The following is a 15,353-nucleotide window of genomic DNA, read 5'->3' as shown; positions in this document are numbered from 1 at the left end:
CACCAGCTATTCATTCATTGAGTTATGAAAAGAAGAGATTTTTTAAAAAGCAGTGCTTTAGCATCCGGAGCATTTTTAATACCCACCTTTTTGAAACCGCTGGAGGTAATGGCAACGTCGTCCATTACCGGTTATAAAAATCTGGTAATTATTCAGCTTTCTGGCGGTAATGACGGGCTCAATACCGTAATTCCGTTCGGCAACGATGTGTATTACCAAAAACGCAAAACTATTGCTATTAATAACAGCGATGTGATTAAGCTGAATGACATGCAGGGTTTCAATCCTAACCTGTCGGCATTAAAGGAGATTTACGATCAGGGATGGATGAGTGTAATTAATTCGGTAGGTTATCCTAATCCCGACAGGTCGCATTTCAGGTCGATGGATATCTGGCAAACAGCCAGCGATACCGACCAGTTTTTAACCACCGGTTGGATTGGCCGATACCTGGATGCCAGTTGTCAGAATTGCAAAAGCCCCTACACTGCCATTGAGGTAGATGATACACTGTCGTTAGCGCTAAAAGGGGCCAATTTAAAAGGCATTGCTGTACAAGATCCCAACAAGCTTTTCCAGACCACGCGCGAGCCCTTTTTTAAAGACCTGATGCATGGACCGGATAATGACCATTTGCATGAAGATAATTTGGGTTACCTGTATAAAACCATGATTGAGACGTACTCATCAGCCGATTATATACAGAAAACAACCAAAACTTACAATGTAACGGCCACTTACCCCAATACAGGTTTAGGCTATCAGCTCAAAAATGTATCTAAGTTTATTAATTCGGGCTTGCAAACCAGGGTGTATTACGTGTCGCTTAGTGGGTTTGATACCCACGTGGGGCAGCAAAACCAGCAGGGCCGGCAATTAAAAATATATGCTGATGCAGTAGCCGCGTTTATCAAGGATTTGAAACAGACCGGCAAGCTGGACGATACCTTAGTAATGACCTTTTCGGAGTTTGGCCGCCGTGTTGAACAGAATGCCAGCAATGGCACCGACCATGGCACGGCAAATAATGTATTTTTATTTGGCGGCAAACTTAATAAAGCAGGTATTTACAACCAGGCTCCTGATTTGACTAATCTTGAAAACGACGATTTGAAATATCAGGTTGATTTTAGAGAAGTTTATGGCACGTTGTTAAACAAGTGGCTCGAGGTGGATAACAGCGCTATCCTGAACAAAAGCTTTTCGGGATTGGATTTTATTTAAACGGGTATAACAGAGCAAAACCTGTAAAGCGAATCTTGTTTAACATAAATGTAAGTGTTCAGTGCGTAAAGTATAAATGCAGCGATAGTAGTTATAGGGTTACATATAAGAGGCTGATTAGCTTTGATGATATTAACGTTGCTCCATATTGTTTACAAATGCTATTGCATTTGTCTGGTTAGGTCTTTGGCCAAGTTAGGCTAAGTAGTAATATAAGCTGACTTGTTGATACAGTAACTTCAAATATATTTGCGCCGGGCGCAAGATGGGTATTGTAAGCCTGTTAAAACTATCAGGTGAGCGAAGTGAAAAGTGGAAGCACAGTTTGCGTTATCTTGCCGTTGCTTCACTAATTTTTAATTTTTTCCATCATCCTCACTCATCTTTAAGGTCTATAATTTTTTGTTTTGGTATTTATGTTATATGCTCTTCAAATAGCATCTTTTAATATCGTGCTATGAATAATTTAAAGGTAATTCAAGGGGTTTTTATATTTTCAACTGTTTTTTTTGATTGATTGTTTAGATTTATTGCTTAATAATTACCATTAGATTAAATTTTTCTCTTTTTTAAGAGTAAAATTTAATCTTTTGTGCTTAATAGTTTAAAAATATCTTAATAATGATATCGTAAAATCTGATTTTATTGAAAATCTACTAAAATAGTCTGCTTGTTGTTAAACTAATAGGTTTTTTATGTTTTTGATGGTAATTTGTCATGATTTAATTCACTTGAATAAACTTTTGACAGATGAAAAAAATTTTACTTGTTCTTTTTACATTAAATCTTTTCGCTATTCATTATGCAATAGCACAAAATCGAAAAATTACTGGTGTTGTTGTTGGTGCTGATGATGGTCAGCCTCTTCCGGGTGTTTCAGTAGTTGTGCTGGGCACAAAAACAGGAGTACTCACCGGTAGCGACGGCAGTTTCTCCCTTAATGCTGCTGCCGGGCAGGTATTAAATATTACTTCGGTGGGCTATATTTCGCAGCAAGTCACTATTGCATCCGGTGCACTCTCTACAATAAAATTGCAGTCTGATACAAAAATGCTGGCTGAGGTAGTAATTAAAGACTCCTACGGCTCACAAGCAAAAAAATCGTATACGGGTGCTGCAAGCGTTGTTAGTGGTGCTGCAAATGAGAATAAGCCGTTCTCTACATTTCAACAGGCTTTGCAGGGCCAGATTGCCGGTGTAAACGTTCAAATCAATAGCGGGCAACCAGGTGCATTAAACCAGGTACGTATCCGTGGTGTCAGCTCTATTACCAGCTTAGCCGCCTCGCAGCCTTTATATGTAATTGATGGGATGATTGTAAACGGCGGCAGTGATTTAACTCAAAGGGGAGGAGCAACCTTAAGCCCTCTTGCCGGTATCAATAATAACGATATAGAAAATATTACTGTTTTAAAAGATGCTGCTGCAACAGCCATTTACGGTTCCCGTGCATCAAGTGGCGTAATTATCATTAATACAAAAAGGGGTAAATCAGGTAAAACTTCGGTGCGTTTTGATGCCGAGTCGGGTGTTAGTTCAAACCTTCCTCTTTCTGATGCTGGCAAAATCTTAACGCCAGATCAGTATCGTTCTATGTTTAATGAGGCTTTTGCCAATGCTGGTTACACCGATGCGCAAATTTCTACTTTAAATAATACATATGCTCTAAACACTCCGGGCAATAACTGGTACGATTTAGTTACTAAAAAAGGTAGCCAGCAGCAGTATAACGTGTCGGTTAATGGAGGTAACGAAAAAACGCGTATATTTTCGTCTATCGGGTATTTTAAACAGGATGCAACGGTCTTAAAGTCTTATTTAAATCGGGTATCGGGTACATTGAACCTGGATCATACAATCAATAACCGATTTTCGATTTCTACCAACTTAAACGTTTCGAGCATCAAGCAAAATGCGCCTCTGCAGGGTAGCGCTTATTACAGCAGCCCGTTGGCATCTGCTTATTTTTTAAGGCCGTTCCAGTTAGCTTATAATGCTGATGGCAGTATCAACTCTTCGGTGAACGGTAACGGAAATTTTCCTGCATCAAGTAACTCAAACCCTCTTTACATTGCTGAGCATGACCAAAGAGGTATCAACAACGTAAGGCTCCTTGGTGCCGAAACCGTACGCTGGAACATTTGGGATCAGTTAAAGTATACTGGTTATGCAAGTATCGATTATCAAACCAACGAAGAAACATCATTCCTGAATGCTCAGATGGGTGATGCCCGGAGTTTAAACGGATCCGGCACAAGCCAGTATGGGCGTTATTTTAACTGGTTAGTGCGTAATCAATTAGATTATCGCTACAACATTGCAGGAGTACAGGATTTTTATGTAGATGCTACCGTAGGTTATGAAGCGCAAAGATCAACCAGCTATTTTAATACGGCTTATGCAACTGGTTATCCGCTTACGCAACCAACTCTAACCGCTGTTTCAAATGCTGCAACACCAACAACGGCAGCTCAAAATATGTCAAATTACACCTTTGATGCTATTTATTCAAGGGCAAATATTAATTATCAAAACCGTTATTCATTAAGCGGATCGTTTAGACGCGACGGCGGCTCGAGGTTTGGCACCACTAATCAGTTTGGTAATTTTTATTCAGTGGGCGGTGCCTGGAATATCGATGGTGAAAATTTCTTTCAAAATCAAAAGGTGTTTACTACAGCTAAAATTCGCTCATCATACGGTACCACAGGTAACGCGAATGCCTTGGGTAATTACCAATGGCGACCAACAGCTGGTTATGGCTTTAACTATAACTTAGCAAACGGACAAGCCTACAGTACAGTAGGTAATCCTAATCTTACCTGGGAATCTTCAAAAAAATTCGATATCGGTGTCGATTTTGGTTTCTTTAACGACCGTTTAGTATTTAACGTTGATTACTATAACAACAAAGTAAATGGTCTTTTGCAGGTGGTAAATATACCCTGGGAAACCGGCTTCAGCGGTGTTCAGGCCGGTCAGGCACAAAACATAGGTGCGTTACAAAACAGAGGCTGGGAATTTACACTTAAAGGTGTACCGATTAAAGCTAAAGACTTTACCTGGAATGTTAACCTGAATGCTGCCTACAATGCCAACCGCATGACTAAGCTGGCCCAAAACAATCAGGCCAATGGTAGTTACTGGTTGGCTAACAACTACTCTTATTACACTTACTATACCCGTATTTATGCAGGAGTTGACCCGGCTAATGGTAACCCGCTGTGGTATGCAGATGCTGACCGCACGTCCACTACCACCAATTATGGTGCAGCGGCACGTGTACCTTACGGACATGCTGACCCTAAAATTACGAGCGGTTTCAGTAATACTTTTAATTACAAAGGCATTAACCTAACTGTTGACTTTTACGGTAACTTTGGTAACCGCATCAGCGACTCCTGGGCTTATTATCTGAACGATGGTACTTACATTACAGGAGCTAATAAATATCAGTATACCTGGGTAAACCGCTGGACAACACCGGGTCAAATCACAGACGTTCCTAAAAACGTTTACGGTGGCGGATCATCGTCAAGCTCATCAAATTTCTCTTCCCGCTTTTTGTACTATGGTGATTACATCCGACTAAAAAACGTTTCGTTAGGATATGACTTTAAGCAACTGGCATTCTTAAAAAATTCGGGTATAAGCAAGCTGTATTTATATGCGCGTGGTACCAATTTGTGGACAAAAACATACGATAAACGCTTGCCTTTTGACCCTGAGGTGCCTATCAACGGATTTAACACTCAAGATATTCCCCAAATCAGAACAGTTACCATTGGTTTAAATGTTGGCTTTTAATTGAGAATAAGATGAAACTTAATAATATTACTTATATACTTTTGGCTGTAGCAGTGGCTGTATCAGCCTGTAAAAAAAGTTTTCTGGATGAACAACCCACTACTGCCGTAACCGTAACAGAGTCTATCAAGACTACTAATGACCTGGCTGATGCTGTAAACGGTATGTACAATGTGATGAAAGCAACACAGCTTTTTGGCAGAGATATACCGGTTTTAGGAGATTTGCTTGCCGACAATACTTATGTGAACGTAACTAACTCCGGGCGTTATTTACTGGAAAATAATTACCAGTTTATATCAACCACCGCTGAGCCAACTAATATTTACTCAAGGGCCTACTACTCCATATTGCAGGCTAACCGTATTATTTACGAGGGAAAAAAGCTTGCAGCTTCCAGCGATAACAACCAGCTAATTGGTGAAGCATATGCATCCAGGGGCTTATTGTACCTGCAGTTGGTAAACTGGTTTGGTGCACCTTATACGGTAAACCCGTCTGCCGATGCTGTGCCTATTGTAAAAAACCCTTCTTACATAACCGGGTTTGATATTAAAACTCCCAGAGCTACTGTAGGCGCGGTTTATACGCAGATCATCAGTGATTTGGATAGCGCTTATGCCTTAATGCCCGAAGCATCAACTTCGTATCACGCCATCACTTCCAATTATATCGCTAAATATGCCACCAAAGCCATAGAGGCCCGGGCTTATTTGTATAAAGGCGATTATGCCAATGCACTTACCGCTGCTCAGTTAGTGGTAGATAAAGGAGGTTATACACTGGCGCAAAACGCTGCTGCATTTACCGGCTTTTGGGCAAACCCGGCTGCGCAAACCGGCAAGTTAGAAACCATTTTCGAGTTAAATCAAAACGCATCAAGCAACTTAGGTAACACAGGTTTAGATGCCATATTTTCGCAGGCAGGTTACGGTGATATACAGGCGACTGACGACTTGTATAACGCATACACTGCTTCCGATTTGCGAAGGACATTAATTTTAAATGGTACAAGGGGAGGGCAGCAAGCCTACATTATCAACAAGTTTCCTAATTATTCAAATACTGATAAAGACGAAACAAAGGTGATTCGTTATGCTGAAGTTATTCTTACTTTGGCTGAAGCTGCCGCCCGTACTAATGACCAGGCCAAGGCGCTAACCTACTTAAATCAGCTGGCTCGCCTGCGCGACCCATCCTTTGCCGGTTATACTTCTTCGGGCACGCAGCTAACTACTGATATTTTAAATGAACGAAGAAAAGAGCTTGCTTTTGAAGGATTGCGTTTCTTTGACTTTACCCGTTTAAATCTGGTAATTAACCGCCCTAAACAGGCATTTGGTTACGTGTCTTACCCAACGGTTTCTCTAACAGACATTCACAGAATTTTACCCATTCCGCAAAGTGCAAGAGATGCCAATAGTAGTTTAACGCAAAACCCCGGTTATTAAAATAAATGATATATCACAGAACAGCCGCTTTGTATTTGATTGCAAAGCGGCTGTTCTGTTATATAAATAGAGATACAGGCATAATAAAAACAGTATGCAGCCACAATTTGATTACATAATGTAGTATTTACATCGTTTTGCGGTACTTATATTATATTGCAGTTTTTATAAGCCATACGCATCTCTACTCATGCGCCTCTTTTTTTCTATTGTATTATGTTGCTGCAGCTGGATTTGGGTATGCGCTACGCCCAATTATGCATTTACGCCGGTAGACGTTAATAACGGACTGTCTGGTAACCAAGTGCGTAATATTGCCCAATTGCCTGATGGCAGAATGGCCATTATTACGCAGGGTCTGGTTAACATTTACGATGGTGCCAAGTTTAAGTATCTGCATTACAACCAACAAAATAGCCTCAAACTTTCGGGGTATACAGGTTTTCATCATACATACATGGGTACTAATGGCTATATGTGGCTTAAAAACTACCATCAGCTGTTAATTATCGATGTAAACCATGAGCGCTTTGTTAGCTCACCCAATCATCTGCTACAATCTTTAGGTATCAAACAATCCATCAGCGATTTCTTTATGGATAGAGATCATCGTATGTGGATAATAACCGGTAGTGATGATCTATATTATTTAACCGAAGGCCAAACTAAAGCCAAGCTTTTTACACGGCAGGTATCGCAATTGCCCGGAAGTGCAGACCAGGTATATGACGTGGCAGTGCTTAGTCAAAAACTGTATCTGTTTTATCGTTCGGGCATTTTGGTTTGCTTTGATATGCAATCAGGCAAAGAGCTGTACCGCCAGCAATCGCTAAGTACAGACCAGCGCTCAAAATACGGTGCCACTTCTTTTGTCATTCCGGCCAAGCATCAGTTTTTTCAGTTACGTAATGGCACAGGTGGCGGAGCCATGTTAAGCTACGATTTTGCTCAAAAAAAATGGACCACCATTTTACAAACCGGTAAATGGCTCAATTACCTTTCGGTCGGGCTCGACGGAAATATATGGGTTAGTGGCAATGAAGGCATGTGGAGGTTTGATGCCAACCTTACCCGGAAAGAATTTATACCTCAACTACGCCTGGTTGAAGGGCAGATAATTAGTACGGAAGTAAGTACCATTTTTCATGATAACCAAGGTGGTATGTGGTTGGGTACCATTAATCGCGGATTGCTGTATTATCATCCTAACAGGTTTAAATTTAAGAACGTCGGGAAATCTATCTTTCAATTGCCTGATGGAACAACCCTTAACGTTACTGCTTTCGCCGAATTTGGCAACGGCAGTATTTTGGTAGGCACCTTGCAGGGGCTTTTTATATACAATGAACACACCGGAGGTATTAACCGACTGCCAGCCGGCAGTAATATGATATGTACTGCCTTGTTTCGGGATAAGCAGGATGGCGTATGGATAGGCACTCATACACAGGGCCTGTTTTATATAGATGCAACTCAAAAGATACATGCTTACGCAGCCGCGCCGCGCGCTATCCAGGCAATTGCAGCGCATACCGACTCAACACTCATCCTAAGTACAAGCGGCGCTGGATTTGGGATGTTTAATAAACAGACAGGGGTGTACCATCAGGAAGAAGTAAGCAAGGCCGTTGCGTACAAAAATATTTACCAAACAGTATCCATCAATAAAACCTTGCTGGCAAGCATTTGCCCCGGTGGCTTTTTTATTTATAATACGCAAACCCGAAAAATTGAGTTTAAGCCCGATAACAAAGATTACAATGCGATATGGATAAATCGCAATAAGCAAATTTGGCTGGGTTCGCAGGATGGCTTGCAGTTGTGGGACGTTAAAATGAGAAAGATCAGGTCATTTTATACTACAGATGGATTAGTCAATAATTTTATTCAGTCAATACTGCAAACGCCCGACGGTGCTATTTGGGTATCTACCTCCGGAGGGCTTACGCGTATTCAGTTAGGAAAAGAGGCCAACGGTAAAATTACCTACTCGTTTTCGGGCTTTAACCGTTTTGATGGCGTTATTGCCAACGAGTTTTGGGCTCGGGCGGCTTATAAGGCGCCCAATGGCAGCCTTTATTGGGGCGGTACCGATGGCTTTAATGTTTTGCCGGTAAGTAACGGCTTAATACCTAAGCCGCAAGCACCACCATTGTTTGTTGATTTCTTGCTTTTTAATAAAGAAGTGAAAAGCGGAGTGCGATATAACGGTAATGTAATTCTTAAGGATGTGCTTTTGCACACCCGTAATATTACGCTTAAACACGACCAAAATTTTTTTAGCTTGGAGTTTTCTGCCTTAAATTATGTTAACCCTACGCAAACCTATTATCGTTACCAACTCATCGGTGTTGACGAGAAAGAGCAGGAACTAAAGTCAGCAAATGGTAATGGCCGCTTTAGCTATACTAATGTTGGGCCGGGCACTTACTACTTTAAAGTGCGGTCGGCCGATAATAACAGCAACTGGCAGAATAATTATACCGAAATAAAAATAATAGTAAAGGCGCCATTATGGCAAACTGGGTGGGCTTACCTCATCTATGTTGTTTTTACCGTTGGTGCAATTGTTGTAAGCATCAGGTATTATATAAATAAGAAGCGTACTAAGCTCATACGCGAGCAAAAAGAAAAGCTCGACCACATGAAGGCTGCGTTTTTTATGAATGTAAATGCCGAAATTAAAGAACCTTTAACGCAGATTATCAATCCGTTAAATAAAATTTTGAAACATACGGATGAAGGCCGGCTGAAACTGCAGCTTAAAGAAATTCAGAATAATGCCCTTGATCTGCAGGATTTAGTTAGCCAGTTATCTAAGGATGTTTTTTCGCCGGTAGAGGCTGCCGAGAATGAGTTAAATATGGACGTGCTATTGCTTAACATGCGCCGGTTATTAACTATACAGGAGGAGCGTAAACAGCACCAGGAAGAAAAGGTAACTAAAGTAACAGATACAGATAGCCTGTTAACAGCAGCTGACGAAAAGCTTTTGCAGCGGGCATTAACCTATGTGCAAAATAACATCAACAACCCGGCTTATACCGTGGAGTTGTTGAGCAGGGATATGGGAATGGACCGTACCGGTTTATACCGAAAGCTGGTTCACATTATTGGTAAAACACCTACTACTTTTATAAGGTCTGTTAGGCTAAAACGCGCAAGCCAGCTTTTAGAAGATGGGCTTACCGTTGCCGAGGTTGCCGATCAGGTGGGCTTTAATACTTCCAGTTATTTGACCAAATGTTTTCAGGAAGAATTTGGGATGACGCCTTCACAGTATATTGCATCGTTGAAACAACCAAAAAATGCCACTACTAACTGATATTTCAACAATTGTGTTAAAAGTTTCAACCTCATTGCTACCTGTTTTTAATTGCCGGATATACATTTGCGCTACCAAATAAACGTATTTATGACAAAAAAGAAATGGTTAGGTGCAGTAGCATTATTACTTGCCGTTTCAACCGCTATGGCGCAGGGTTCAAAATATAATCCGGTTGCAAAAGTCAGGTTGAGCAATGCCGATGTTGAAGTTCAGTTTTATTCTTCGTCAATTGTACGGGTTTATAAAACGCCTTTAAACAAACCTTATCAAAAGAAGAGTCTGGTAGTTATTAAATCTCCGGAAGGTGTTAATGTTGCTCAAAGTAAAAGCGGGCAACAGCTCATCCTGCAATCGGCCGATTTAAAAGTTACCGTAAATCAAACTAATGGCAGCATTGTATTTTACAACAAGGCCGGCCAGGAGTTACTGAAAGACAGTACTACTACCTTTACTGCCAAAGATGATGCGGGTACACCATCCTATACTGTTAAAGGATCATTTGTGCTGGATAAAACCGAGCCCATTTATGGTGTTGGCCAAATTATGGACAACAAATTTAACCGACGTAACGGCACCTATCATTTAAAAAACGAAAACACGTTTACGTCTTCTCCATATTTTATGTCGGCCAAGGGATATGGCGTTTACTGGGATAATTACTCGATATCTGATTTTGCCGACAAGCCAGGCGATTTGTCTTTCGAAAGCCTGGGGCATTGTGCCGATTATTACTTTATGTATGGTAAAAATCCTGATGGGGTAATTAAAGAAGTGCGCAGCCTAACCGGCAAAGCGCCGATGCTGCCATTATGGGCTTACGGCTTTTTTCAGAGCAAAGAGCGGTATAAAGATCAGGACGAAAGCCTGAATGTGCTTAAAAAGTACCGCGAGATAAAAGTGCCTATCGACGTAATAATACAAGACTGGCGGTACTGGCCGGAGTATAACGGCTCAGATAGTGCCTGGAACTCGCAGCGTTTTGACCCGGAACGGTTCCCGCAGCCGCAAAAATGGGTTGACGAAATCCACAAGCTTAACGCCAAGCTGATGATTGTTACCTGGCCTGGCTTTGGCCCTAAAACAGACCAACGCAAAGAGCTGGACTCAAAAAAAATGATCATTAATTTTGATACCTGGCCGCCCAAAAGCGGTGCTAGACCTTATGATGTATTCAACCCCGAAGCCTTAAATATTTACTGGAAGTATTTAAATCAAAGGATATTCAGTTTCATTAATAATGATGGATGGTGGCTCGACTCTACCGAGCCGGATCACATTAATGTGAAAGACTCCGATTTTGATTTACCAACGCATTTAGGCTCTTACCGCAGTGTAAAAAATGCTTTTTCTATAATGCATAACAGTGGTATTGCAACTCATCAAAAAGCAACCAATCAAAATAAGAGGGTGGTTTTGTTGACTCGCTCAGGCTTTGTTGGGCAGCAGCGTTATGGCTCAAATACCTGGAGCGGCGACGTTGGCTCTACCTGGGAAATGCTACAAAAGCAAATACCTGCAGCGCTTAATTATACCCTGATGGGCATACCCAACTGGAACAGTGACATTGGCGGCTTTTTTGCAGGCAGATGGAACAAAGGCGGCGGCGCAAAAAATCCGGAATTTCAGGAGTTGTATTTACGTTGGATGCAATTTGGCACGTTTTGTCCCATGATGCGCTCACATGGTACCGAAGTGCCGCGCGAGATATTTAACTTTGGCAACCGCGGCGATTGGTGTTTTGATGGTCAGGAAAAGATGATCAACCTCCGCTACCGCATGCTACCTTACAATTACAGCACCTCGTGGGATGTGTCGCATAACGATGGCACCTTTATGCGCCCATTGATTATGGATTTCATCGCTGATGCAAAAACGCACGATTTGGGAACCCAGTATATGTTTGGCCACTCTATTATGGTAACGCCGGTAACCAAGCCCGATGTTAAAACATGGCCTGTTTACTTACCCAAAGGAGCCGACTGGTGGGATTTTTGGACCGGCCAAAAGCATAAAGGCGGACAAACCATTGATAGGGAAGTGCCTAAAGATATTCTTCCGCTATACGTAAAGGCCGGCTCTGTGTTGCCGTGGGGCCCAAGCGTGCAGTACTCCGGCGAAAAAAGCTGGGATAATTTGGAAATGCGCATCTATCCTGGTGCCAATGGTAGTTTTACGCTGTACGAGGACGAAAAAGATAGTTATAATTACGAAAAAGGAGCCTACAGTACCATTGAGTTCCGCTGGAACGATGCAAGCAAGCAGCTAACCATTGCTGCACGCAAAGGTCAGTTTCCGGGCATGTTGGCTTCGCGTAAGTTTAAGGTTTGTATAGTTAAAACCGGTGTTAACACAGGTATGGCAGCTAACAGTGCTATTAAAACGGTAACATACAACGGTAAACAATTGTCTGTTCCACTTTAATGGGATATAAGCTTATGCAGCAATCAGGAAGTTGACAAGCAAATGCGCCGTCAATGTTGCCTGATCGGTAATTGCAAATTGATACTGCTACGCCAGTTTTAAGGCAAGCAAAACATACTCAAAAAGTTGCTTTTGAATAAAGGAGGCCCTGATTGAACAATTTCAATCAGGGCCTCTTTGCTCAGAATTGGCTTGTGAAAATTTAATACCTGTTTGTTTTTTGTTTAATGCTGGCTGAATTTTAAAAGCCTATTAAGCTCCTTTGTCCACTTTGACATAAAACTCCAGTGTGTCTACTTCCAGGTTGTCTTTAGTAGCGCCTGGTATGTTAACTGGTGTATAGGTTGTAGTAGGTTTAATAAACTGGTATTCGCCGCCTTTGGTGCGTACTTTAATGGGCATGTTAAAGTTTTTAACATCGGCGGTCCACTTGGCGTAAACCTTGCCATTTTCAAACTTTAAATTAAGTGTTGGAATATTGGTGTAGCGCAGGTACTGGTCAAACACCGGTGTAAGATTTAGCCCCGACTGCTGATTAATGTAATTAACAATTTGCGGTGTTGTAACCGTTTGGTGATAGAACGTACCATTGAGGCCTCGCAATATTTTACGCCATTTTGCATCATCGTTAATAATAGCCCTAACGGTAGCCAACATGTTGCCACCCTTGTAATACATATCGCCCGAGCCTTCTTTGTTAACGTTATAAGGGCCTATGATCGGCTCGTCGTTCCGCACGTTTTTGCGGGTGCCCTGCACGTATTCTAAACCGGCCTGTTTGCCATAATAAGTTTCAATAAAAAGCGATTCAGAATAGTTGGTGAAGCTTTCATGGATCCACATATCTGCCAAATCTTTTGAAGTAATATTATTACCAAACCATTCGTGCCCGCTTTCGTGTACAATAATAAAGTCCCAGTTTAAACCACGGCCGGTGCCCGACAGGTCACGTCCTAAATAGCCGTTGCGATATTTGTTACCATAAGCCACTGCACTTTGATGCTCCATCCCTAAATGATGTGTTTCTACCAGTTTGTAGCCATCCTTATACCATGGGTAGGGGCCAAACCAATGTTCAAAAGCTTTAAGCATGGGTTTAACGTTAGCCTCAAACTGCTTTTTGGCCAGTTGTTCGTGGTAAGGCAATACCCAGTAATCTAAAGTAAGTTTGCCTTTTTCACCGTCGTAAGTATCATCAAAATGTACGTAATCGCCTATGTTTGCTGCTACATCATAGTTATTGATAGGATTGGCTACAAACCAATCAAAACGGGTGTAACCATCAGGTAGGGTAACAGTCTTGCGTAATCGCCCGTTTGATATGTCTTTTAATCCTGTAGGTACGCTTATACTGATGAGTATGCTATCTACCTCGTCGGCCTGGTGGTCTTTGGTTGGCCACCACATACTGGCGCCAGCACCCTGGCAAGCCGTTGCCACCCAAGGCTTGCCTAACGAGTCGGTATTAAACTCTACGCCGCCATCCCAGGGCGCCCGTTTGGCAATGGTAGGGTTGCCCGAGTAATACACTGTAAACTCATCATGGCTACCTTTTATGATCGTTTTTGGAAAGGTCACAAACACGGCGTTGTACTCACGCGTAAAAGGTACGTTCTGGCCTTTGTAAACTACTTTTTCTACTTTAAGGTTGCTATATAAATCAAACTGCAGTTTATTAAAGTTTTGCGTGGCGGTAAATTTAAACAAGTTGCTGCCGCTGATATACTTTTTATCAATGTCGAACCGGGTATCCAAATGATAATAATTGATATCATAACAGGTACGCAAGGGGGTAAGCATCCCTCTTAATGTATCAGCCTTTGTAAATTCCTGCTTTTTCTGCATCAACTGGGCAGTAGCAGTAAAACTGCATATAGTAATTAAAGCAACGGTTAAAAAGCGCTTATTAATGATAAACATGATATATCTGTGAGTGAATACAAATAAACAAAATCAGGAGTGATTTTTAAGCTATTGCCACGTATTGTAAGTACACATAATGCAAAAAAAGCAGGTCGTTTTAAAAACGCCTGCTTTATGTGTAAACTATATGCAGCTTAAATTAGCGGCTAGTATACTGGTCTTCGTAATATTGCTGGTAATGGCCCGAGGTAACGTCATTCAGCCATTCATCATTAGCTAAGTACCATTCAACGGTTTTTTCCAAACCTTCTTCAAACGTGATGCTTGGTGTCCAGCCTAACTCATTTTTAAGTTTGGTAGCATCAATAGCGTAGCGTAAATCATGGCCGGCACGGTCGGTTACATAAGTAATTAGCTGTGCAGAGGTGCCAGGCTCGCGACCTAATTTCTTGTCCATAATTTCGCACAAAAGCTTAATCAGGTCAATGTTTTTCCACTCGTTATGGCCGCCGATGTTGTAGGTTTCGCCAGATTTTGCATTATGGAAAATCACATCAATCGCACGGGCATGGTCTTCAACCCATAACCAGTCGCGCACGTTTTCGCCTTTACCATAGATAGGAATAGGCTTGTTTTGCTTAATGTTATGGATAGAAAGCGGTATCAACTTTTCGGGGAAATGGTAAGAACCGTAGTTGTTAGAGCAGTTAGAAATTACGGCATCCATACCATAGGTATCCTGGTAAGCGCGCACCATATGGTCTGAGCTGGCTTTAGAAGCCGAATATGGAGAATGCGGATCATAAGCCGTTTCCTCGGTAAACATACCATCCTCGCCTAAAGTACCATACACCTCGTCGGTAGATACATGGTAAAAACGGGTTTCTGGGTAACGGCCCTTCCAGTGGTAGCGGGCAGCGTTCAGCAAGTTTACGGTACCTACCACATTGGTCATCACAAATTCCAGCGGGTTACTAATAGAGCGGTCAACGTGCGATTCGGCCGCCAGGTGTATTACTGCATCCGGCTGCTCAATATCAAAAAGCTCGTTAATAAAGTTGGCATCCACAATGTCGCCTTTTACAAATTTGTAGTTAGGCTCATGCTCAATGTCTTTCAGGTTAGCCAGGTTACCGGCGTAGGTCAGTTTATCTAAATTGATAATCTGGTATTCCGGATGGAACTTTACAAACCGGCGTACTACATGTGAGCCAATAAAGCCCGCGCCACCGGTAATGATAATTTTTTTCATTATGTAT

At 41.8% G+C, this 15,353-nt stretch carries 7 protein-coding genes; 5 read left to right on the top strand and 2 right to left on the bottom strand.

Features of this window, described 5'->3' with window-relative positions:
* The first annotated feature begins 24 nt into the window (after window positions 1-24).
* The 5 genes from AAGR14_RS21130 (at window position 25) to AAGR14_RS21110 (ending at window position 12,231) form a co-directional block, all read left to right on the top strand.
* Window positions 25-1,224: a DUF1501 domain-containing protein gene (locus tag AAGR14_RS21130; RefSeq protein ID WP_342646232.1), complete on the top strand. Its 1,200-nt coding sequence runs from the start codon at window positions 25-27 to the stop codon at window positions 1,222-1,224.
* Window positions 1,225-1,974: 750 nt separating this feature from the next.
* The gene (locus AAGR14_RS21125; RefSeq protein ID WP_342646231.1) at window positions 1,975-5,031 is read left to right on the top strand and encodes a SusC/RagA family TonB-linked outer membrane protein; all 3,057 of its coding nucleotides are present in this window, start codon (window positions 1,975-1,977) and stop codon (window positions 5,029-5,031) included.
* An 11-nt stretch (window positions 5,032-5,042) separates the two neighbouring features.
* Window positions 5,043-6,482, top strand: coding sequence for a RagB/SusD family nutrient uptake outer membrane protein (locus AAGR14_RS21120; protein WP_342646230.1), 1,440 nt, complete (start codon window positions 5,043-5,045; stop codon window positions 6,480-6,482).
* Window positions 6,483-6,672: 190 nt separating this feature from the next.
* Entirely contained in the window at window positions 6,673-9,807 is a 3,135-nt protein-coding gene (locus AAGR14_RS21115; RefSeq protein WP_342646229.1) for a helix-turn-helix domain-containing protein, read from the top strand.
* Between the two features lie 90 nt (window positions 9,808-9,897).
* Window positions 9,898-12,231: a TIM-barrel domain-containing protein gene (locus tag AAGR14_RS21110; RefSeq protein ID WP_342646228.1), complete on the top strand. Its 2,334-nt coding sequence runs from the start codon at window positions 9,898-9,900 to the stop codon at window positions 12,229-12,231.
* Window positions 12,232-12,483: 252 nt separating this feature from the next.
* Here the strand turns inward: AAGR14_RS21110 and AAGR14_RS21105 are convergent, their stop codons facing one another.
* Both AAGR14_RS21105 and rfbB read right to left on the bottom strand, forming a co-directional pair.
* A complete protein-coding gene (locus AAGR14_RS21105; protein WP_342646227.1) occupies window positions 12,484-14,151 on the bottom strand; it encodes a M1 family metallopeptidase in 1,668 nt (555 codons plus the stop codon).
* A gap of 142 nt (window positions 14,152-14,293) precedes the next feature.
* The gene (rfbB, locus tag AAGR14_RS21100) at window positions 14,294-15,346 is read right to left on the bottom strand and encodes a dTDP-glucose 4,6-dehydratase (RefSeq protein ID WP_342646226.1); all 1,053 of its coding nucleotides are present in this window, start codon (window positions 15,344-15,346) and stop codon (window positions 14,294-14,296) included.
* Between the last annotated feature and the right edge of the window lie 7 nt (window positions 15,347-15,353).

Source organism: Mucilaginibacter sp. CSA2-8R (assembly GCF_038806765.1).
Classification (GTDB): Bacteria; Bacteroidota; Bacteroidia; order Sphingobacteriales; family Sphingobacteriaceae; genus Mucilaginibacter.
Note: the sequence above shows the minus strand (reverse complement) of the source record. Positions and strands in the feature narration are given on the sequence as shown.